The organism is Bradyrhizobium sp. 4 (assembly GCF_023100905.1).
GTDB lineage: Bacteria > Pseudomonadota > Alphaproteobacteria > Rhizobiales > Xanthobacteraceae > Bradyrhizobium.
The window spans coordinates 828,575-849,593 of record NZ_CP064686.1 but is presented as its reverse complement, the minus strand read 5'-3'; the positions used below and the strand labels follow the sequence as shown (position 1 = coordinate 849,593).

Genomic DNA, 21,019 nt, shown 5'->3' with positions numbered 1-21,019 from the left:
GACGAAAAACGCCCCCGGAGAGCCGGGGGCGTTTTTTGTTTTGGGGGGACGCTCGTCGCAATGACGGGAGCTTACCGCTCGAATGCCGCCTTCAGTGCGTTGAGATGCGGCACCAGCGGGTTGCCGATCGAGGAATGATCGACCGGCGGGGTGTGGATGGTGGTGTCCAGGCGGCGCACGCGGGTCTGGAGGCTCATCGAGCGATGGATCAGATCCTGGAGCTGCGACGGCAGCTTCTCGATGCTGTCGGTGGAGCCGGGATCGGCGGCGGAGAGCTTGACCTTGGTTTTTTCGCGGTTGGCCTGGCCCAACGTCATCTCGCCTTCCTTGACGGCGCGGTGCAGCAGCAGCCATGAGGCGAGTTGCATCAGGCGGGTGGTCAGACGCATGCTCTCGGTCGCATAGGTGAGGCTGACGGCGCGATCGAGCGCCTTGGCCTCGGTGCGGCCGGCGCCATCGAGATAGGCGGCGGTCTCCTCGACCAGGTCCATGCCCTCGCGGAACAGGACGCCGAACGCCGCAGAATTAGTGAACCGCTCGCTGAGTTGAACGAGAGCGCCTTCGGCTTGCAAACGTTCCATGGTTAACGCCCCTTACGCAACTGTCTGACTGCCCGGCCTTGGCGCCGGCTTATGATGAACAAATCATTGCGCGGGCGGGACGCCGAGTCCAGTGACAAGCATGGATATGGTTTCCGCGGGTCTTTGCTCGGAATTCAACCGGTGCGAGACGCAAAAAGGCGGAGCTGGGCGCAAAAAAAGAGCCGCCGGAAAACCGGCGGCTTTGAAAGTTGATAACAGGGAGGCGTCAAACAGAGTGGACAGGAGCCACTCGGTGTCCAAACGAGGACAGTTCCCAGTCATAAACTCGAAAGCTTAATGTGGAGTAAACGAGCGAATATTTTGAGGGTTCGTTAGCCATGTCGGTCGGTGGCCGAGTGCGCCCGCGGAACGAATTCTCTCCGTCGGCCCGGCCTAGTGCGCAATTGCGCACGGGGGCCGGGGCCAATAGCCACAGGGAAAAGTCGTCGCGCGAACAGGCAACTCCGAATCTTCGTAAAACTGCTCGCACGGCGTATGGGTCCCGGCCTCCGCCGGGACGACAGCTATTGTTTCGAGCCTACTTCTTGAAGACGCTGTTCGCCGCATCGCGCGAGGCGCGCTTCTTCGTTGCGGCTTCTTCCAGCCTTGTGATCTCGCCCTTGAGCAGCGCGATGCGCTCGGTCAGTTCCTCCACCGACAAGAGTGAGAGATCCTGTCCGATGTCATGGCTGATCTTCTTGCGCGGGCGGTCGTCGTCTTCCATCGCCATCCTGGTTCCTCCTGCGTTCGCATCACAAGCGGCTGAGGCGGTTGCCAGCCTGCACCGCGCTGGCTAAGCAATGGCCTCGTTCCATCCCGCACCTTTGCTCAAGGACACATCATGGACAAGCTGCCCGCGCAAATGACCGTGGTCGCCATCTCGAAACCCGGCGGACCGGAAGTGCTGGTGCCGGAACAACGGGCGCTGCCGCAGCTCGGCCCCGACGAGATCCTGGTCAAGGTGCAGGCCGCCGGCGTCAACCGGCCCGACGTCGCGCAGCGCTCCGGCGCCTATCCGCCGCCGCCCGGCGCCAGCGACCTGCCCGGCCTCGAGATCGCCGGCGAAGTGGTGGCCGTCGGCAGCAACGCCAAGCGGCACAAGATCGGCGACAAGGTGATGTCGCTGGTCGCCGGTGGCGGCTATGCGCAGTACTGCATCGCCCAGGACGGCCAGGCGATGAGCGTGCCGCCGTCGCTGTCGATCAAGCAAGCCGGCGCACTGCCGGAAACGCTGATGACGGTCTGGCACAACGTGTTCGAGCGCGGCGGCCTAAAGGCCGGCGAGACGCTGCTGATCCATGGCGGCTCGTCCGGGATCGGCACCATGGCGATCCAGCTCGCCAAAGCGTTCGGCGCGAAGGTGATCGTCACCGTGGGATCGCAGGACAAGATCGATGCCTGCCTCAAGCTCGGCGCGGATCGTGCCATCAACTACAAGACGGAAGACTTCGTCGCCGTGGTCAAGGCGGAGACGAACAATGCCGGCGCCAATCTGATCCTCGACATGGTCGCCGGCGACTATGTCGACCGCAACTATGACGCCGCCGCGCTCGACGGCCGCATCGTGCAGATCGCGACCCTCAACGGGCCCAAGGTCACCGTCAACATCGCCAAGGTGATGGTGAAGCGCCTGACCCATACCGGCTCGACGCTGCGCCCCCGTAGTAATGCGGACAAGGCGGCGATGGTGGCCGCGATCGAGGCGAAAGTGATGCCGCTATTGCGCGAAGGCCGGGTCAAGCCACTGATGGACAGCACTTTCCCGCTGGAAAAGGCATCCGACGCGCACCGGCGGATGGAAACCTCGGCACATATTGGCGAAATTGTGTTGGAGGTCTAGGTCAGCGGCCCACAGGGCAGGCCGGAAACCCTTTGATTTTCCTTGCTTTCGTGGCATCTATCGCGACGCACCGAACCACCTTGTTCCGTTCGGAAAACGCCGTGCACCGAAGAGCCTGCACCGAAGAGTTTGCGTCGAACGCGGAGAACTGACCTTGCGTCTGATCAGGTGCCTCGCGCCCATAGCGCTGGGCCTCATGATTCTCGTCTGCGCGTTCCCGGCGCGCGCGCTGGACGCTGTCAGCGTCCGCGGTGACGCGCCCGCAATCGACCTCACCGGCGTGCTCGAGCATCAGCGCAGCGACGCCGACCGCATCCAGGTCTCCACCGCGCCCGGCACCGACGGCATCGTCCGCCGCATCGAGGTGCGCGCCCGCGAGGGTGGCCAGAACTGGGTGGTGTTCGCGCTCGCCAACAACACCGACGACCAGCTCGACCGCCTGATCGTCGCCCCGCATTACCGCATCGTCTCTTCGGGGCTGCTGTGGCCCGATCTCGGGCTGTCGCGCATCGCGACCATCACGCCCTCGACCGGCGACCGGCCGGAGCGGCAGGAGAGTCCGACCGCCGACGTCTTCCGCGTCACCCTCGATCCCGGCGCCGTCGTCACCTTCGTCGCGGAGCTGCGCACCGACAAGCTGCCGCAGCTCTATCTGTGGGAGCCGGAATCCTACAAGGACAAGGTCAACTCGTTCACACTGTACCAGGGCATCGTGATCGGCATCTCCGGCTTGCTGGCGCTGGTGCTGACCATCCTGTTCGTGGTCAAGGGCAGCATCATGTTCCCGGCCGCCGCGGCGCTGGCCTGGGCGGTGCTGGTCTATATCGGCGTCGATTTCGGCTTCTGGGGCAAGGTGCTCGACATGTCGAACAACGCCGAGCGCATCTGGCGCGCGGCGGGTGAGGCGATCCTGGCGGCGACGCTGCTGGTGTTCCTGTTCGCCTATCTCAATCTCAGTCGATGGCACGTGCGATATTCCCACATCACGGTGGGCTGGCTCGCGTTCCTGGGCTCCCTGGTGGCGCTAGCCCTGTTCGACCCTGCGGTGGCGTCCGGCATCGCTCGCATATCGCTAGTGTTGATTGCCTTCGCCGGCTTCGCGCTGATCGTCTATCTCTCCACCCACGGCTTCGACCGCGCGGTGCTGCTGATCCCGACCTGGTTCCTGCTGGTGGTCTGGGTGGTCGCGGCCGGCATGACGGTCGCGGGCTCCGTCACCAACGACATCGTCGGCCCTGCGCTGCTCGGCGGCCTCGTGCTGATCGTGATGCTGATCGGCTTCACGGTGATGCAGCATGCATTCGCCGGCGGCGGCGCCACCACCGGCGTCGTCTCCGACATCGAGCGCCGCGCGCTGGCGCTGGCCGGTTCCGGCGATCTGATCTGGGACTGGGACGTTTCCGCCGACAAGGTCTTCACCAGCCCCGAGACCGAGGCCCTGCTCGGCCTCAAGCGCGGCACGCTGGAAGGTCCGGCCGCCTCCTGGCTCGAAGTGTTGCACCCGCTCGACCAGGACCGTTTTCGCGCAGCGCTCGACAGCGTGCTCGACCAGCGCCGCGGCCGCCTGGTGCAGGATTTCCGCCTGCGCACGCCGGACGGTCACTTCATGTGGTTCGCGCTGAAGGCGCGCCCGGTGGTCGGCTCCGACGGCGAGGTCTCGCGCGTGGTCGGCACCCTCACCGACGTCACCGAGCTCCGCAACGCCGAGGAGCGCCTGCTCCACGATTCCGTGCATGACAATCTGACCGGCCTGCCCAACCGCAAGCTGTTCATGGACCGCCTCGGCGCCGTCGCGCATTTTGCCAAGACCATGCCGACGCTGCGGCCGACGCTGATGGTGATCGACCTCGACCGCTTCAAGCAGGTCAACGATTCCGTCGGCATCGCGGTCGGCGATTCCATCCTGCTGACGCTGGCCCGCCGCCTCACCCGCATCCTGAAGCCGCAGGATACGCTGGCGCGGCTCGCCGGCGACCAGTTCGGCCTGATCCTGCTGTCGGAGCAGGACCCCGCCCGCATCACCGCCTTCGCCGAGACCATCCGCAAGACCATCCGCGCGCCGATCGCCTTCAACGAACGCGAGATATTTCTCACGGCCTCGATCGGCCTTGCCTTGTCCGATCCGCAAGTTCAGCTCACGGACGAGATCATCAAGGACGCCGAGCTTGCGATGTATCACTCCAAGCGCATCGGCGGCGACCGCATCGACGTCTACAAGTCCGCGATGCGCGCGCGAAAGACCGACCGGCTGACGCTGGAGAGCGAACTGCGCCGCGCCATCGAGCGGCAGGAGCTCACGATCCTGTACCAGCCGATCGTGCGGCTTGAAGACCGCTCCGTCGCCGGCTTCGAGGCGCTGGTGCGCTGGGATCATCCCAAGCTCGGACGCATGGCGCCGTCGGAATTCATCACCATCGCGGAAGAGACCGGCCTGATCATCGACCTCGGCATGTTCGTGCTCGACCAGACCGCCAAGCAGCTCTCGATCTGGCAGCGCGCGATGCGCTCGCGCGAGCCGATCTTCGCATCGGTCAACGTCTCCTCGCGGCAATTGCTGCGCCACGATCTGATCCACGATATCCGCACCGTGCTGTCGCGCTCCTCGGTCGCGCGCGGCACGCTGAAGCTGGAACTGACGGAATCGTTGGTGATGGAGAATCCGGAGCACGCGGCACAGATGCTGACGCGGATCCGCGAGCTCGGCACCGGGCTGTCGCTCGACGATTTCGGCACCGGGCATTCGTCGCTGGCCTATCTGCAGCGCTTCCCGTTCGACACCATCAAGATCGACCAGTCCTTCGTTCGCACCACCAACCGCGGCACCCGCCCGGTGATCCTGAAGTCCATCATCGCGCTCGCGCACGACCTCGGCATGGACGTGGTCGCCGAAGGTGCCGAGACCGATTCCGACGCGGTCGAGCTCTACCAGATGGGCTGCGAATATGCGCAAGGGTTTGCCTTCGGCGAACCCATGGATGCCGACGCCGCGATGCGCCTGCTCACGGAAGTGCGCCTGGAAGCGGCGAGCTAGCTTCCCCTCGCCTCACCCAGGCCTACGCCGGTCACTCTTCAGCTTGGTGAACCGCACGCTCTCGCCGTCCGGCATCCGCATCGCCTTGAAACCCGCGGCGAGGCAGGCTTCGCGTTGCGGCATTTGGATATCCGGGCTGCGCAGGCTGTCCCACCATGAGGCACGATTCGCCGCGCGCGGCAGGGCCGCGCCGATGATCTCTTCGATCTGTTCATAGGTCAGCACGAATTCCGCCTGCTTCTGCCGCATCAGATAATCGCGCAACGCGTCGTAGTCGTTCACCGCTGTCCTCTTCGCTGGTCGAAGGCCCGCTTTGCCCAAAAACGTGAGCCGCGGAAACCAATTTTTAACTCATTCCGGCAGCGCCGTCCCGGCTTAAACACTACTCAAGCTTTCGGGCGCATTCACTGGTGCCGGGAGCAAACGATGTTGTCTCGATGGCGCGACGTCACGGCCCGACGGCCATGGCGGCTTTCGGCGAAGCTGCTGATCATCTCGTCCGTGGTGACGGTGATCGGCTTTTCCGCCATTTGCGTCAACGTCATGCTGGACATGCGCCGCGGCGAGGAGGCGCTCGCCCGCCAGACCCTGGAAAACCTGGCGACGACCATCGAGTCCGACGTCAGCCGCAACATCGAGATCTACGATCTGGCCCTCAAGGCGGTCGCCAGCAACATGCTGCTGCCGGAAATCGCCACGGTCTCGAAGCCGATCCGTCACCTCATCCTGTTCGACCATTCGACCACGGCGAGGCATTTCGGCGCGATCCAGGTGTTCGATGCCGACGGCCGGTTGACCATCGACGCCTCGACGCTCGATCCCGTTGTCGTGAACCGGGGCGACGAGGATTACTTCAGGGTCCATCGCGACAGTCCCGAAACGGGCCTCTTCATCAGCCGCCCGATGCTGTTCCGCGGCGCCTATGCAATCGTGCTGAGCCGGCGCATCAGCGACACCGACGGAGGCTTCCTCGGGGTCGTCGCCGGCTCGATCCGCTTCAGCTATTTCCACGAGTTGTTCGAGCGGCTGAACCTCGATCCCCATGACACCATCACCGTGCTCAAGCGCGACCGCACCATCATGATGCGGCGCCCGTTCGACCTCGACGTGATCGGCACCAACCTGAACGATCGGCGGACATGGAAGGCCGAAAATCTCCGGGTCGGCGCCTCCTATGCGGGCCAGGGCCCGGTCGATCCGACTCCGCGACTTTATGTGCGCAGCAGCGACAGCGGTCCGCTGTTCGTGGTGGCGGGCAAACCGCTGGCCGCGGTGTTCGAGCTCTGGCAGAGGGAAGCCTACCGCATCGGCGCCGTGGTGCTGGCGCTCAGCCTGTTCATGCTCGCATCGACGCTGGTGCTCGCGCGCGAGATCGGCCGGCGCGCCGAGGCCGAGCGCAAGCTCGAGGAGATGGCGACGACCGACGCGCTCACCGGCCTGAAGAACCGCCGCAAGTTCGACCAGGTGATCGACGTCGAATGGCGCCGCGCGATGCGGCAGCAGACGCCGATCGCGCTCTTGATGATCGATGCCGATCATTTCAAGGCCTACAACGACACGTTCGGCCACCAGGCCGGCGACCAGGTGCTGGTCGGCATCGCCATCTGCATTTCCGATTCGGTGAGCCGCGCCGGCGATTGCGCGGCGCGCTATGGCGGCGAGGAATTCGCCGTGCTGCTGCCGGGCACCTCGGTCACCGACGCCCTCACGGTGGCCGAGAAGATCCGCGCCAAGGTGCAGGGCTGGTCCGACGACCACACGAGCTCGACGGTGTCCTGCGGCATCGCGAGCCTCGTTCCGACCACGGGCATGGACTGGCCGCTACTGGTCGCCGCCGCCGACAAGGCCCTCTACGCCGCAAAAGCCGGCGGCCGCAACCAGTCTGTGGTCGCGAGCCTGCCGAAGCTGTCGCTGGTGGCGTGAGGAGTTCGTTCCGTCATTGCGAGCGAAGCGAAGCAATCCAGACTGTCGCCTCGGAGGCAGCCTGGATTGCTTCGTCGCTTCGCTCCTCGCAATGACGAGCGGAGCGCTACTGCCCCAGATATTTCTTCATCTCCGCAATGAGCCCGTCACGCAGCTCCGGCCGCTTCAGGCCGTAGGCGATATTGGCGCGGAGGAAGCCGGGTTTGGAGCCGCAATCGTGGCGCTCGCCCTCGAACTCGACGCCGTAGAATTTTTGCGATCTGGCGAGGCCGATCATGGCGTCGGTGAGCTGGATCTCGCCGCCGGCGCCGCGCTCCTGGGTCTCAAGGACCTTGAAGATCTCCGGCTGCAGGATGTAGCGGCCGGTGATCGAGAGGTTGGAGGGCGCGGTGCCCTTGGCCGGCTTCTCGACCATGCCGTCGACCTCGAACATCTTGCCGGTGCGTTTGCCGACGCCGCAGATGCCGTATTGATGGGTCAGATGGTCAGGCACCGCCTCGACCGCGATGACGTTGGATTTTTCGCCGAGCTTGCTGGCGGTGTCGATCATCTGCTTCAGGCAGCCGGGCGAATTGAGCACGAGTTCGTCGGGCAGCACGACCGCGAACGGTTCGTTGCCGACGATGTCGCGCGCGCACCAGACCGCGTGACCGAGGCCGAGCGGCGCCTGCTGGCGGGTGAAGCTGACGGCGCCGGCCTCCGGCTGGTTCTGCGCCAGAACGTCCTGCTCGGTCTTCTTGCCGCGCGCGGCCAGCGTCGCATCGAGCTCGAACATCCGGTCGAAATGATCTTCGATGACACTTTTGTTGCGGCCGGTGACAAAGATGAAGTGCTCGATGCCGGCTTCCCGGGCCTCGTCATAGACGTACTGGATCAGCGGCTTGTCGACGATCGTCAGCATTTCCTTCGGCATCGCCTTGGTGGCGGGCAGGACGCGGGTGCCGAGGCCGGCAACGGGAAATACGGCTTTGCGGATTTTCATGGGATTGATCGAATACCTGAGGAACACGTGAAGGGAGCAATGGCATCTTGCTAGCTTGTTTGCAGCCGCCAACAAAGGCGGATGTGGGGCCTCATCCTCACAGAGTTAAGAAAAAGGCCACCATCAAAATTTCACCTTTGTTAAGCTGTTGGCAACCGTAACCAGGCCTCCTGAGGGCGGATTTTGGCCGGACAGGTGTGGACATGATGCAATCAATGGCAGGGCTGGCAAAACGGGGCGGGTCCGTGACCGGTGCGACGATGATTGCGGCCGCCCTGCTGTTCCCGCTTCCCGCCGGCGCGCAGGCTCAGAACGGTCTGTCAAATCTGTTCGGCGGTATTTTCTCCGGCCCGAACCAGGCGCCTTCGCCAGCAGCGCCCGGGCCCAGCGGCGCTCAAACGGGAGTTCAACCCTGGACCGGCGAGGACGGCGCCTCCGGTCATCCGCTGATGACAGCCGCCGCGATCCGAGAGGCCGCGGGCAATTTCAACAATTGCGTCGCGGGCATGTGGCCCGATGCCGCACGGCGCAACATCACGCAGGAAAATTTCCAACGCTTCACGGCTGGCCTCGCGCCCGATCTGCGCATCATGGACCTGATGGATTCGCAGCCGGAGTTCACCAAGTCGATCTGGGATTATCTCGACATCCTCGTGAACGACAACCGCCTCGCCAAGGGCCGCGAGGTCCTGGCCAAATACAAGGCGCAGTTCGACGCCACCGAAAAAGCCGCCGGCGTCGATCGCTACATCATCGCCTCGATCTGGGGCATCGAGTCCAACTACTCGACGCAGATGGGCGACCGCAGCGTGCTGCAATCGACCGCGACGCTCGCCTGCATCGGCCGCCGCCAGGCTTACTTCAAGGACGAATTCCTCTCCGCGCTGGAGATCCTCAACCGCGGCGATCTCAGGCCCGAACAATTGCGCGGCTCCTGGGCCGGCGCCTTCGGCCCGACCCAGTTCATGCCGACCGCGTTCAAGCGCTTTGCCGTGGACGGCGACGGCGACGGCCGGCGTGACGTCGTCGACAATCCCTCCGACCTGATTGCGTCGACCGCCAACAATTTGAAGAAGGACGGCTGGCAGCCCGGCCAGACCTGGGGCTACGAGGTCGTGGTGCCCCAGGGCTTCAACTACATGCTGGCCGATCGCGCCAAGGCGATGACGGTGGCGCAATGGGAAAAGCTCGGCCTCAAGCGCCCGGCCAACCAGCCCTTCCCGCATCCAGCCGAGAAGGCCTATCTGCTGGCGCCGGCCGGTGCCCAAGGGCCCGGCTTCCTGATGCTGCAGAACTTCCGGGTCATCATGAAGTACAATCCGGCCGAGGCTTATGCGCTGGCGATCGGCCATTTCGCCGACCGCCTGCGCGGCGGCCAGCCGTTCATGCAGCCCTGGCCGCGGCAGGAACGGGAGCTGTCTCGGACCGAGCGGCTGGAACTCCAGCAGTTGCTGGCCCAGCGCGGCTTCTACAAGGGCACCCCCGACGGCCAGTTCGGCGGCCAGACCCGGGAAGCCCTGCGCAACTTCCAGGCCTCGATCGGGGTCCCCGCGGACGGATTTGCCTCCTCCGACGCGCTGAACCGGCTGCGCGGGCGGTAAAATCGCGCCGAAAGTAACCCTGAACAGGGATTTTGGCCGGCAGTCTTGACCGGGGCGGCGGTTCGCCGTGTATGGGCCAATAATCTTGGGCCAAGAATCTCAAGGATCTGAAGAGAATCTGGAAAGAGAATCTGCCCGTTTGGCGCCCGATTCCGTTATTATATTCGAGCCTGTCCCGATCCCCATTGCACGTGCCGAGATCGCATGTCGAAGAAGTCCCTGTTCAAGGTGCTGACCGAGACCGGCCCGCTGATCGCGCTGGGGACGGCGCTTGCGATTCTGGTCTCGGTCGCGGGACCCGCCTCGGCGCAGTTCTTCAACTTCCCCGGCTTCGGCGGCCCACCGCAGCGCGCGGCTCCGCCGCCGCCGCGGAACGGCGGAGGTGGAGGCGGCGGCGGCGGATGGTTCGGCGGCGACTTCTTCGCGCCGTTCCAGCAGCAACAGCCGCAAGCACCGCGTCAGGATTTTTCGCGCGCACCGGCGCCGGCCAAGCGCGACACCATTCCCGACAGGAACGTGCTGGTGATCGGCGACGCCATGGCCGATTGGCTCGCCTACGGCCTGGAGGATGCCTACACCGAGCAGCCCGACATGGGCGTGATCCGCAAGCACAAGACCACGTCCGGCCTGATCAAGTACCAGCCCAAGGGTGAGCCCTCGGACTGGACGGCTGCTGCGAAGGGCATTCTCGAGACCGAGAAGCCCGACGTGATCGTGGTGATGCTCGGCCTCAACGACCGCATCGCGATCCGCGAGGCGGCAGCACCCGATAAATCGGACAAGGCGACCGACAAGGACAAGAAGAACGACAAGGGCGCGCGCGGCAAACCACCGGCCAAGCCCGGCGATGCCAAGCCCGGCGACACCGCGGCGAAACCGGACGACAAGCCGGCCGATGCCGACCTGCCGCAGGATGATGCCGACAACGCTGACGCACCGGCGGTCGCAGCGCCCGAGAAGACGGCACGCAACCCGAACGGCCTCTACGAATTCCGCGACGAGCGCTGGGTCGAGCTCTACGGCAAGAAGATCGAGGAGCTCGCCAACGTCCTCAAGTCCAAGGGCGTGCCGGTGCTCTGGGTCGGCCTGCCCGCGATCCGCGGTCCCAAGGGCACCGCGGACATGCTGTTCCTGGATTCGCTCTATCGCGAAGGCGCGGCCAAGGCCGGCATCACTTACGTCGACGTCTGGGACGGCTTTGTCGACGAGGCCGGCCGCTTCCTGCAGAAGGGCCCGGACTTCGAAGGCCAGATCCGTCAACTCCGCAGCGGTGACGGCGTCTATTTCACAAAACCCGGCGCGCGCAAGCTCGCCCACTATGTCGAACGCGAGATCACCCGCCTGCTCGCCGGGCGCTCCGGCCCGATCGCGCTGCCGAGCGAACCGGCGACCCCCGACACCAGTGCCGAACCCGGCAAGCCCGCGCCGCGGCCGCTGGCCGGCCCGATCGTGCCGCTGGTTGCGGCCTCGATCTCGACCGATCAATTGCTGGGTGGGCCGGGCTCACGTCCTGCCGCCGTCGATGCGCTCGCTGCGAAGACGATGGTGAAGGGCGAGCCACTGGCTGCGCCGGCCGGCCGCGCTGACGATTATGCCTGGCCGCGCCGCGAAGTCGGCCGCGAGCAGGCCAAGGGCGATACGCCGGTCGCCGCGACGACGCCTGATGGCGGTACGCCGGGTGCGGCCGCAGCGATCGCCCCGCCAAAGCTTGCGCCAAAGAAGCCACCGGTGCCGCAGCAACCGGCACAGGCAGCGCCATCGATGCGAGATTTCTTCGGCTTTGGCTCGCCGCCGCCCCCGCCGCGTCAATTGGCGCCCGCGCCGCGCAATCCGAATCCCAACCCCGCGATCCCGCGGCCGCCTGGCAATGTCGGGCGATCGGCGGAAGTGTTCCGATAATTTTCTAAGCTGAGATCTCGTGTCCCCGACGCGCTGCAGCGTGAAACGCTGCTGCGCAGAGCCGGGACCCAGCACGTCCGACAGTCACAAAGGAATGGGCCACAAAAAGATGGGCCCCGGCTCACAGTGCGGCGTTACACGCCGCACTGCGTCCGGGGCCAGATGCTTATTGCGTTGGCTTCAGCCGTAATAGCGCCAGCGCGGCGGCGGGCGGCGCGCAGGCCGCGCCATCAGCAGTGCAAGGGCAAAGCCGATGCCGCCGGCGACCAGCAGCGCGCCGAGCGGGTTGTCCTGCACCTTCTGGGCAATCGCCTGCGAACCGTCGCGCAAGGTTTCGGCCGGCTTGTCGTAGGCGTCCTTGGCATAGCTGGCCGCGGTGTCGGTCGCGTCACGTACGGCATCCTTGGCCTGGCCGTAGAGATTCTGCACCGTGCCGGCCGCTTCGCGTGCCTTGCCCGACGCCTGTGTCTGCGCATCGCCTGCGAGATCACCGACAGCGCCTTCCGCGCGTCCGGCGAATTCCTTGGCCGATCCGACAATCCGATCTTTATCCATGATGCTCCTCCTCGGGGGTCAGCCCAAGTAACCGATCAGGAGCGGCGCAGTTCCATCTGACTTGAAATTGGACTCAGAGAATCAGCCCGCCGTCGACGACCAACGTCTGGCCGATGATGTAGGACGACAGCGGTGATGCCAGGAACAGCGCCGCGCCCGCCATGTCAGCAGGCGTGCCCAATCGCCGCAGCGGAATGCGTGAAAGTGCACCTTCGAGCCGCTTGGGATTCTCGGTCGTCACCTTCGTCATCTTGGTGTCGACCAGACCAGGCGCGATGCCGTTGACGCGGATGCCGTCTTCGGCCCAGGCCTCGCCGAGCGTCCGTGTCAATCCGACCGCCCCGGTCTTCGACGCGTTGTAAGCAGGATTGCCCATGGTGGAATGATAGGCCGCGGTCGAGGACACCATGATCAGCGATCCCCGCGAGTCCCGCAGCATGGAATGAAATCGCGTGGCGCAGGCCATCAGGCTCATCAGGTTGACCTCGACGACCTTGCGAAAGCCAGCCATCTCGAACTCGCCGCGGCGATAGAGCACCGCGCCCTGCGCGAGCACCAGGATATCGAGCCGTTCGAACGACGGCTTGAACGCTTCGACCGCGCCGGCATTGCCGACGTCGAGTTGCGCGTAGGAGAGACCGGTGAGATCCGAGCCCTCCTCAGCTGAATATTCCTTCGCGTGAGCACGCGTGCCGCAGACCGCGACTTGCGCGCCCCTGACGCGAAAGGCTTGCGCGATACCGTTGCCGATGCCGCTGGATCCGCCGACGACCAGCACCTGCTTGCCTGAGAAATCGAGCTCGTTCGTCATCGCAGGCCTCCCCGATCGTCTTGCTTGTTTGACCTGTCTGCGGATCGATGACAGCCTTGTCAATCACAACAAGAACAAGCAGAGCACGAGGAAACACCATGTCCGATTTCAAACAGCTCAGCCGCTCCGTGAAGGGCCTGACCGTTCTCGTCACCGGCGCGGCCAGCGGCATGGGACGCGCAACGGCCCGCGTGTTCGCCACCGAGGGCGCCAACGTCGCCGTCACCGATTATGACGAGCAGGGCGCGCTGGCCGTGGCGAAGGAGATCGCGGCAAGCGGCGGAGCCGCGAAAGCCTGGAAGCTCGACGTGGCCGACGGCGATGAGATCAGGCGCGTGGTCGGCGACGTCGCGACGCATTTCGGCGGGCTCGACATCATCGTCAACAATGCCGGCATCTCCGTGCGCGTCGCGATCGACGACGAGGCCTATGAGGACGCCTGGGCTAGGGGTATCGCGGTGATGCTGACGGCGCATCCGCGCATCATCCGCGCCGCGCTGCCTCACTTGCGCAAGTCGAAGAGCCCGCGCATCGTCAACATCGCCTCGACCGAGGCGCTCGGCGCCACCGCATTGCACAGCCCCTATTCGGCGGCGAAGGGCGGCGTCGCCAGCCTTACCCGCTCGCTGGCGGTGGAGCTCGGCCGCGAAGGCATCACCGTCAACTGCATCTGCCCGGGGCCGGTCCGCACCGCCATCACCGACAGGATCTCGGAAGAACACAAGACCATCTACGCCAAGCGCCGCACTGCACTGGGCCGCTACGGCGACCCCGAAGAGGTCGCGCACATGACGCTGAGCCTGTGCCTGCCGGCAGCGTCCTTCCTCACCGGCGCGGTGATCCCCGTCGACGGCGGCCTGATGGCGCGCAACGCGTGAGCGGCACCAAAGGTGCGTAGCCTGGATGGAGCGCAGCGCACTCCGGGGTTCTCACCTCGCGGGAAGACTTCCCGGATTACGCTGCGCTCCATCCGGGCTACGGGCAGCTATGCGCGCCTAGCGTTGACATCGCTTGTTACGGGAGTAACTTTTTCACCGACAGAGCGGACCAACCGCTCGCGGTTCGCGGGAGAAACGTCATGACGATCGCCATCCGGCAGCTTCACAAACATTTTGTCGGCGAGGTTTCCGGCCTCGACCTGCGGCAACCTCTCACCGAGGCCGAGGCGCGCGAGATCGAAGCCGCCATGGACAAATATGCGATGCTGGTGTTCCACGACCAGGACATCACCGACGAACAGCAGATGGCTTTCGCGTTGAATTTCGGCCAGCGCGAGGACGCGCGCGGCGGCACCGTCACGAAGGAAAAAGACTACCGCCTCCAATCGGGCCTGAACGACGTCTCCAATCTCGGCAAGGACGGCAAGCCGCTGGCAAAGGACAGCCGCGCGCATCTGTTCAACCTCGGCAACTGCCTGTGGCATTCCGACAGCTCGTTCCGCCCCATCCCGGCAAAATTCTCGCTGCTGTCGGCCCGCGTGATCAACCCGAAGGGCGGCAACACAGAATTCGCCGACATGCGGGCGGCCTATGACGCGCTCGACGACGAGACCAAGGCGGAGATCGAAGATCTCGTCTGCGAGCACTCGCTGATGTATTCGCGGGGATCGCTCGGCTTCACCGAATACACCGACGACGAGAAGCAGATGTTCAAGCCGGTGCTGCAACGTCTCGTGCGCACCCATCCCGTTCATCGCCGGAAGTCGCTCTATCTCTCATCGCATGCCGGCAAGATCGTCGGCATGAGCGTCCCCGAGGGTCGGCTGCTGCTGCGCGATCTCAACGAGCACGCGACCCAGAGCGAGTTCGTCTACGTCCACAAATGGACGCTGCATGACCTCGTGATGTGGGACAACCGCCAGACCATGCACCGCGTCCGCCGCTACGACCAGTCGCAGCCCCGCGACATGCGCCGCGCGACGGTCGCAGGCACGGAGCCGACGGTCCAGCAGCAGGCGGCGGAGTAGGCGTTACTCAGCAATCGGTGTCATCGCCCGGCTTGACCGGGCGATCCAGTACTCCGAGACAGTTGTGATAGAACCGATGCGCCGCGGCGTACTGGATGCCCCGCCTTCGCGGGGCACGACAGCGAGGCGCTAGGCGTGCCCGGCCTCGTTCGAGAGCATGCCGGGATCGATGCCGATCTTGCGCAGTGCGCGCCCGTATTTTTCGTCGACGTCATCGCCGAAGATCAAATCCGAATCCGCGTCGCAATGCAGCCAGCCGTTGCTCTGGATTTCGGTCTCGAGCTGGCCGGGCGCCCAGCCGGCATAACCGAGCGCGAGGATGGCGTGCTTGGGGCCGGAGCCGTTGGCGATCGCACGCAGGATGTCGACCGTCGCGGTGAGGCAGACGCCATCGTCGATCCGGAGCGTCGCGTTCTCGATGTAGAAATCGCTGGAATGCAGCACGAAGCCGCGGCCGGTATCGACCGGACCGCCGCGCAGCACCTTCATGCTTTCGGCATTCTCCGGCAGCTTGATGTGCTCGCCCTTGTTGATGATGCCGAGCTGCTGCAACAGCTCGGGGAAGTCGATGCTGCCGGCCGGGTGGTTGACGATGATGCCCATCGCGCCTTCGGCGGAGTGGGCGCAGAGATAAATCACCGAGCGCTCGAAGCGCTCGTCGCCCATCACGGGCATGGCGATCAACAGCTGGCCGTCGAGGTAGCCCGCCGAGCTCGGGAGCGCGGGGGCTGACTTGCGGGTGCTTTCGCCCGTCCTCTTGCCTGTGGGAGCCATCGGTGAAGCACTCCGGTTTCAATTCCTATCCTGATGTCGGGCCGGGCCGCTGTCAAATCAAGGCTTGCAGGGCCTCGATTCAAGTGCATCCATCACAAGCAATTCAATGGTTTGCCGCGGGGTGACCCTGTAAAGACGTACCATGCTGACAAGAGTTCCCCGGCGTGCGGCGATTGGCGTCGCGACAACCCTGCTCGCGTCGTCGCTGGCGCTTGCGGCCCATGCCGACGATGCATCGCCGTGGCAGCGCGATGGACATTCCGCGGTGCGGTTGCTGGCGGGATCGCGCAGCGGCGCCGTCCTGCTCGGCGGTATTGCCTTCCAGATCCAGCCCGGCTGGAAAACCTATTGGCGCATGCCGGGCGATTCCGGCGTTCCGCCGCGCTTCGATTTCTCGAAATCCGACAATGTCGAGGCGGTGACGGTGATGTGGCCGGCCCCGCAGAAATTCGACGACGGCGCGGGCGGCCATTCGATCGGCTATCACGACCAGATCGTGCTGCCCCTGCGCATCATCGCCAAGGCGGCCGACAAGCCGGTGACGTTGCGCGCCGAGATCAATTATGCGGTGTGCGAAAAGCTTTGCATCCCGGTCGAGGCTCGCGCCGAGCTTGGCTTCAACAGCGTCGCCTCGACCGAGGACGCCAATTTGCGTGCAGCGCTCGACACCGTGCCCAAGCCTGCCACGATCGGCGATCCCAACCCGCTCACCATCCGGGACGTCAAGCGCGACGGGCCCAAGAATGTGGTGGTGGACGTCGTCGTGCCGGATGCGCGCACCGTCAATCTCTATGTGGAAGGTCCGACGCCCGATTGGGCGTTGCCGATCCCGGCGCCGGTCGAGCCCAGCCCACCGGGCGTGAAGCGATTTTCTTTCGAACTCGACGGACTGCCGCCGGGCGCCAAGCCCGACGGCGCAGCGCTGAAGTTCACGCTGGTCGGACCGGAGAAGTCGTACGAGTTCAATGCCAATTTGGATTAGTTGTCGTCCCGGCGCAGGCCGGGACCCATTACCCCAGGGATTAGTTTGGCGAAGACTCCTTCTTTGGAACTGCTACCCAATTCCTCCTGACAGATCACGCGGTATGGGTCCTGGCATTCGCCAGGACGACATCCTTGATCCAACCGAATCTTAACGAATGGTTGCTAATCCCCAGGGCTCCTGCGGCAAGTCTGCCGCAGCACTCGTGCGCGCCTCGGGGACCCTTCGATTTGGCCGTGATGGATGCAGAACCCGCAACGACCGGACCTGCCGGCCTCATCGCGCGGCTGCGCGAAAAATTGACGGGCGGGTCGAGCGAGGCGTCGCTGACGCGGCGGCTGGCCGGCACCATCTTCGTCATCCGCGTGATCAGCGCCGGCCTTGCCTATTTCTCGCAGGTCCTGCTCGCGCGCTGGATGGGGACCTCGGACTACGGGGTCTATGTTTATGTCTGGACCTGGGTGCTGCTGCTCGGCAGCATGATGGACTTTGGCATCTCGGCCTCCGCGCAAAAAATCATCCCGGAATACCGCGCCCGTGGCGAGCATGCGCTGCTGCGCGGCTTTCTCTCGGGCAGCCGTTGGCTGACCTTTGCCGTTTCCGCGCTGGTCTCGCTCGGCCTCGCCGGTCTCGTCAAATTGCTGTCACCCTGGATCGAGCCGGCCGAAGAGCTGCCGCTCTATATCGGCTGCATGACGCTGCCCGCTTTCGTCGTCGCCAACACCCAGGACGGCATCGCGCGCTCGCATGACTGGATGCAGCTCGGCCTGATGCCGCAATTCATCATCCGCCAGGCGCTGATCATCGGCATCACGGCCTGCGCCTTCCTGCTCGGCTATCATCTCGGCGCGGTCGCCGCGATGATCGCGAGTGCCGGCGCGGTGTGGATCGCGATGACCGGGCAGATGGTGGTGCTGAACCGCAAGCTCGCTGGTCACATCGAGCCCGGTCCCAAGGCCTACGACGTCAGCGGCTGGCTCGCCGTCTCGCTGCCGATCCTGCTGGTCGAAAGCTTCTATTTGCTGCTGTCCTACACCGACGTGCTGGTGCTTCAGCAGTTCCGCCCCTCCGACGAGGTCGGCGTCTATTTCGCCGTGGTGAAGACGCTCGCGCTGGTCTCCTTCATCCACTACGCGATGTCGGCAACGACCGCGCATCGCTTCGCCGAATACAATGCAAGCGGCGACAAGGCGCGGCTGTCGGCTTACGTGGCGCATGCCATCAACTGGACGTTCTGGCCGTCGCTGGCGGCGACCATCGTGCTGCTCGCGCTCGGCAAGCCGCTGCTCTGGCTGTTCGGGCCGCAATTCGTGGTCGGCTACGACATCATGTTCGTCGCCGCCATTGGCCTGGTGGTCCGATCCGCGATCGGCCCGGTCGAACGGCTGCTCAACATGCTCGGCCAGCAGAAGATCTGCGCGCTGGCCTATGCGCTGGCCTTTGCGATGAACCTGGTGCTCTGCATCGCGCTGGTGCCGCACTTCGGCGGCCATGGTGCTGCGGCCGCGACCTCGATCTCGCTCAGTTTCGAGACGGTGCTGCTGTTCTGGATCGTGCGACAGCGGCTCGGGCTGCACGTGCTGGCGTTCGGGAAATAGCCGTCGGCTCACGGCAATTGGAAAGCCAACCGCCGCCTGATATAGTCGGATCCATGGCTGTAAGCGATCTACGAAACCTTCTGGAACGTGCCCAGACCTGGCCTGAAGAGGCCCAGAACGAGTTGGTCGCCATTGCCAGCGAAATCGAGAGTGAGCTGCTCGGCGGCGAGTATCTTGCGACGCAAGAGGAATTGCGGAGCATCGACGCGGCCTTGGCCTCCATCGATCGCGGCGAGGTCGCTACGGATGCCGAGGTTGCGGAAGCCTTCGCGAAATTTGCGCGCGGATGAAGGTCGTCTGGACGCGAGAGGCGCTTGCTGATCTCGCGGACATCGCGACCTATTATGCCAGCAACGCCAGCCCTGTGGTCGCCGAAGCTGTCGACCGGAGATTTGTTGACGTCGTGGAGCGCGTCCGTCGCGCGCCTTTCTCGGCGCCACGCGTTGCGCACCGTTCCGAGGTTCGTGTCGCAGCGGTCGTCCGCTACCCATTCCGGATATTTTACCGTGTCCGTAATCCATACCGTCCACATCCGCCACACGTCCCGGCGACCGGTCGCGGGGCTGAATGAGCCCGGTAGGCAATATGCCTAGAGCGTTATCGGTTCTGATTGATCAGAACCGAAGCTCTGGATTCTTGTTTGACGTCTAACCGAATGTCCGTTTTGCAAGAGAGCGATGAATTGGAGAAAACGCCTCCACTTCGGCCCCCTGCAGGAGGATTTTTCTTATTCGCTCCAATCGGTTGCGCTGCAGAGAAAGTTTATTCTACGTCATATTGCCCAACTGACGAGATAAACCTAAGATTCCCTGGACATGATCGATCCACTCTACGTCGCCTCCGGGTTCGGCGTCGGCCTGCTGGTCGGGATGACCGGCGTCGGCGGCGGTTCGTTGATGACGCCGCTGCTGATCCTGCTGTTCGGGATTCATCCATCGACCGCGGTCGGCACCGACCTGCTCTATGCCGCCGCCACCAAAACCGGCGGCAGCTTGGTGCATGGCTGGTCGCGCAGCGTGCACTGGCCGGCGGTGCTGCGGCTCGCCTGCGGCAGCCTTCCGGCGAGCGCGCTGACGCTGCTCGTGCTGTGGAAGCTCGACCTCAAGAGCGATTCCGAGCGCAATCTCGTCAACCTCGTGCTCTGCTTCGCGCTGCTGCTGACCGCGACCTCGCTGATCTTCCGCAGATCGATCATGGAGCGCTATCGCCGGCGCCTGGAGCAGGTCGATGACCGCACCACCGCGATCGCAACCGTCGTCACCGGAATCGTGCTCGGCGTGCTGGTCTCGATTTCATCGGTCGGCGCCGGCGCGGTCGGCGTCACCGTTCTGCTGCTGCTCTATCCGCGCCTGCCGGTGGCGACCATCGTCGGCTCCGACATCGCCCATGCCGTCCCGCTGACGCTGATCGCCGGAATGGGGCACTGGGCGCTTGGCGACGTGGATTGGGCGCTGATGGGCGTGCTGCTGTTGGGCTCGCTGCCCGGCATCGTCGTCGGCAGCTTTAGCGCGACGCGCGTGCCCGAGACGGTGCTGCGCCTGACACTTGCCAGCGTGCTGTTCGTGGTCGCCGGCAAGATCATGTTCGCGGAGTTGCACCTGTCCTCGGCATTCGAGACGGCGCTGGCCTGGACGCACTGAACGAAAATGGCGGAGCTCGGCTCCGCCATTTGCCAGCCGTGGCGCTCTACTCCGCGGTCCAGCCGCCGTCGATCGACAGGTTGGTGCCGGTGATCTGCGCGGCATCGTCGCCGCACAGGAACAGCGCGAGGGCTGCGACCTGCTCGGAGGTGACGAACTCCTTGGTCGGCTGCGCATCGAGCAGCACGTCGTTGATGACCTGGTCGCGCGTGAGATTGCGGGCCTTCATGGTGTCGGGGATCTGCTTCTCCACCAGCGGCGTCCAGACATAGCCGGGGCTGATGCAGTTGCAGGTGATCTTGCTGGTCGCGACCTCGAGCGCCACGGTCTTGGTCAGGCCGGCGATGCCGTGCTTGGCCGACACATAGGCCGACTTGAAGGGCGAAGCGACCAGCGAGTGCGCGGAAGCGGTATTGATGATGCGGCCCCAGCCCTTCTTCTTCATGCCGGGGACGGCTGCGCGAATGGCATGGAACGCCGAGGACAGGTTGATCGCGATGATCTGGTCCCATTTCTCCGGCGGGAATTCCTCGATGGGCGAGACGAACTGGATGCCCGCATTGTTGACGAGAATATCGACCGAACCAAAGCTCTTCTCGCCGAGCGCGATCATCCCGGCGATCTCGGCCGGCTTGGTCATGTCGGCCGGCGAATAGACCGCCTTCACGCCGAAATCGGACTCGATCTTGGCGCGCTCCTTCTCGATGTCCTCCGGCGAGCCGAACCCGTTGATGACGACATTGGCGCCGGCGGCGGCGAAAGCGCGCGCATAGGCAAGCCCGATGCCGCTGGTCGACCCGGTCACAACGGCGTTCTTGCCTGACAAACTACCCATA

20 protein-coding genes are annotated in these 21,019 nt (G+C 64.7%); 12 read left to right on the top strand and 8 right to left on the bottom strand.

Annotated elements, in window-relative coordinates; all coding sequences use genetic code 11:
• Positions 1–71 precede the first annotated feature (71 nt).
• Positions 72–581, bottom strand: coding sequence for a DUF1465 family protein (locus IVB45_RS04005; protein ID WP_007599893.1), 510 nt, complete (start codon positions 579–581; stop codon positions 72–74).
• 538 nt (positions 582–1,119) lie between these two features.
• Complete coding sequence (locus IVB45_RS04000; protein ID WP_027570253.1) at positions 1,120–1,311, bottom strand: DUF1192 domain-containing protein; 192 nt, start codon at positions 1,309–1,311, stop codon at positions 1,120–1,122.
• Positions 1,312–1,422: 111 nt separating this feature from the next.
• Between IVB45_RS04000 and IVB45_RS03995 the strand changes: the two genes are divergently transcribed.
• A complete protein-coding gene (locus tag IVB45_RS03995) occupies positions 1,423–2,421 on the top strand; it encodes an NAD(P)H-quinone oxidoreductase (RefSeq protein ID WP_247807589.1) in 999 nt (332 codons plus the stop codon).
• A 154-nt stretch (positions 2,422–2,575) separates the two neighbouring features.
• Positions 2,576–5,452 (top strand): EAL domain-containing protein, encoded by a 2,877-nt coding sequence (locus tag IVB45_RS03990; RefSeq protein WP_026232774.1) that lies wholly within the window; start codon positions 2,576–2,578, stop codon positions 5,450–5,452.
• Between the two features lie 12 nt (positions 5,453–5,464).
• On the opposite strand, the gene IVB45_RS03985 is transcribed toward IVB45_RS03990, so the two are convergent.
• The gene (locus IVB45_RS03985) at positions 5,465–5,734 is read right to left on the bottom strand and encodes a hypothetical protein (protein ID WP_247359536.1); all 270 of its coding nucleotides are present in this window, start codon (positions 5,732–5,734) and stop codon (positions 5,465–5,467) included.
• 144 nt (positions 5,735–5,878) lie between these two features.
• On the opposite strand from IVB45_RS03985, the gene IVB45_RS03980 reads away from it, so the two are divergent.
• Positions 5,879–7,375 carry a diguanylate cyclase gene (locus IVB45_RS03980; protein ID WP_247359534.1) on the top strand — a complete coding sequence of 499 codons (1,497 nt, stop codon included), beginning with the start codon at positions 5,879–5,881 and terminating at the stop codon, positions 7,373–7,375.
• 106 nt (positions 7,376–7,481) lie between these two features.
• On the opposite strand, the gene IVB45_RS03975 is transcribed toward IVB45_RS03980, so the two are convergent.
• A complete protein-coding gene (locus IVB45_RS03975) occupies positions 7,482–8,357 on the bottom strand; it encodes a UTP--glucose-1-phosphate uridylyltransferase (RefSeq protein WP_247359533.1) in 876 nt (291 codons plus the stop codon).
• A gap of 203 nt (positions 8,358–8,560) precedes the next feature.
• Between IVB45_RS03975 and IVB45_RS03970 the strand changes: the two genes are divergently transcribed.
• Both IVB45_RS03970 and IVB45_RS03965 read left to right on the top strand, forming a co-directional pair.
• Positions 8,561–9,958 carry a lytic murein transglycosylase gene (locus tag IVB45_RS03970; protein ID WP_247359532.1) on the top strand — a complete coding sequence of 466 codons (1,398 nt, stop codon included), beginning with the start codon at positions 8,561–8,563 and terminating at the stop codon, positions 9,956–9,958.
• A 204-nt stretch (positions 9,959–10,162) separates the two neighbouring features.
• Positions 10,163–11,857, top strand: coding sequence for an SGNH family hydrolase (locus IVB45_RS03965; RefSeq protein ID WP_247359531.1), 1,695 nt, complete (start codon positions 10,163–10,165; stop codon positions 11,855–11,857).
• A 180-nt stretch (positions 11,858–12,037) separates the two neighbouring features.
• Here the strand turns inward: IVB45_RS03965 and IVB45_RS03960 are convergent, their stop codons facing one another.
• On the bottom strand, positions 12,038–12,412 hold the full coding sequence (locus IVB45_RS03960; RefSeq protein WP_247359530.1) for a CsbD family protein: 375 nt from the start codon (positions 12,410–12,412) through the stop codon (positions 12,038–12,040).
• A 73-nt stretch (positions 12,413–12,485) separates the two neighbouring features.
• A complete protein-coding gene (locus tag IVB45_RS03955; protein ID WP_247359529.1) occupies positions 12,486–13,223 on the bottom strand; it encodes an SDR family oxidoreductase in 738 nt (245 codons plus the stop codon).
• Positions 13,224–13,321: 98 nt separating this feature from the next.
• On the opposite strand from IVB45_RS03955, the gene IVB45_RS03950 reads away from it, so the two are divergent.
• Positions 13,322–14,101: an SDR family NAD(P)-dependent oxidoreductase gene (locus IVB45_RS03950; RefSeq protein ID WP_027570246.1), complete on the top strand. Its 780-nt coding sequence runs from the start codon at positions 13,322–13,324 to the stop codon at positions 14,099–14,101.
• A gap of 200 nt (positions 14,102–14,301) precedes the next feature.
• Positions 14,302–15,189: a TauD/TfdA family dioxygenase gene (locus IVB45_RS03945; RefSeq protein WP_247359528.1), complete on the top strand. Its 888-nt coding sequence runs from the start codon at positions 14,302–14,304 to the stop codon at positions 15,187–15,189.
• A gap of 129 nt (positions 15,190–15,318) precedes the next feature.
• Here IVB45_RS03945 and IVB45_RS03940 read toward each other — a convergent pair whose 3' ends face one another.
• Entirely contained in the window at positions 15,319–15,963 is a 645-nt protein-coding gene (locus IVB45_RS03940) for a YqgE/AlgH family protein (protein ID WP_007605477.1), read from the bottom strand.
• A gap of 142 nt (positions 15,964–16,105) precedes the next feature.
• On the opposite strand from IVB45_RS03940, the gene IVB45_RS03935 reads away from it, so the two are divergent.
• The 5 genes from IVB45_RS03935 (at position 16,106) to IVB45_RS03915 (ending at position 20,183) form a co-directional block, all read left to right on the top strand.
• Complete coding sequence (locus IVB45_RS03935) at positions 16,106–16,945, top strand: protein-disulfide reductase DsbD domain-containing protein (protein ID WP_247359527.1); 840 nt, start codon at positions 16,106–16,108, stop codon at positions 16,943–16,945.
• A 230-nt stretch (positions 16,946–17,175) separates the two neighbouring features.
• Positions 17,176–18,543, top strand: a complete 1,368-nt coding sequence (locus IVB45_RS03930) for a flippase (RefSeq protein ID WP_027570243.1) — start codon at positions 17,176–17,178, stop codon at positions 18,541–18,543.
• Between the two features lie 53 nt (positions 18,544–18,596).
• Positions 18,597–18,833 carry a hypothetical protein gene (locus IVB45_RS03925; protein WP_247359526.1) on the top strand — a complete coding sequence of 79 codons (237 nt, stop codon included), beginning with the start codon at positions 18,597–18,599 and terminating at the stop codon, positions 18,831–18,833.
• On the top strand, positions 18,830–19,114 hold the full coding sequence (locus tag IVB45_RS03920) for a type II toxin-antitoxin system RelE/ParE family toxin (protein ID WP_247359525.1): 285 nt from the start codon (positions 18,830–18,832) through the stop codon (positions 19,112–19,114). Before IVB45_RS03925 ends, IVB45_RS03920 begins: the two co-directional genes overlap by 4 nt.
• Before the next feature lie 244 nt (positions 19,115–19,358).
• Positions 19,359–20,183 carry a sulfite exporter TauE/SafE family protein gene (locus IVB45_RS03915; protein WP_247283758.1) on the top strand — a complete coding sequence of 275 codons (825 nt, stop codon included), beginning with the start codon at positions 19,359–19,361 and terminating at the stop codon, positions 20,181–20,183.
• Positions 20,184–20,229: 46 nt separating this feature from the next.
• Here IVB45_RS03915 and IVB45_RS03910 read toward each other — a convergent pair whose 3' ends face one another.
• On the bottom strand, positions 20,230–21,018 hold the full coding sequence (locus tag IVB45_RS03910) for a 3-hydroxybutyrate dehydrogenase (protein WP_247359524.1): 789 nt from the start codon (positions 21,016–21,018) through the stop codon (positions 20,230–20,232).
• Position 21,019: the final 1 nt, after the last annotated feature.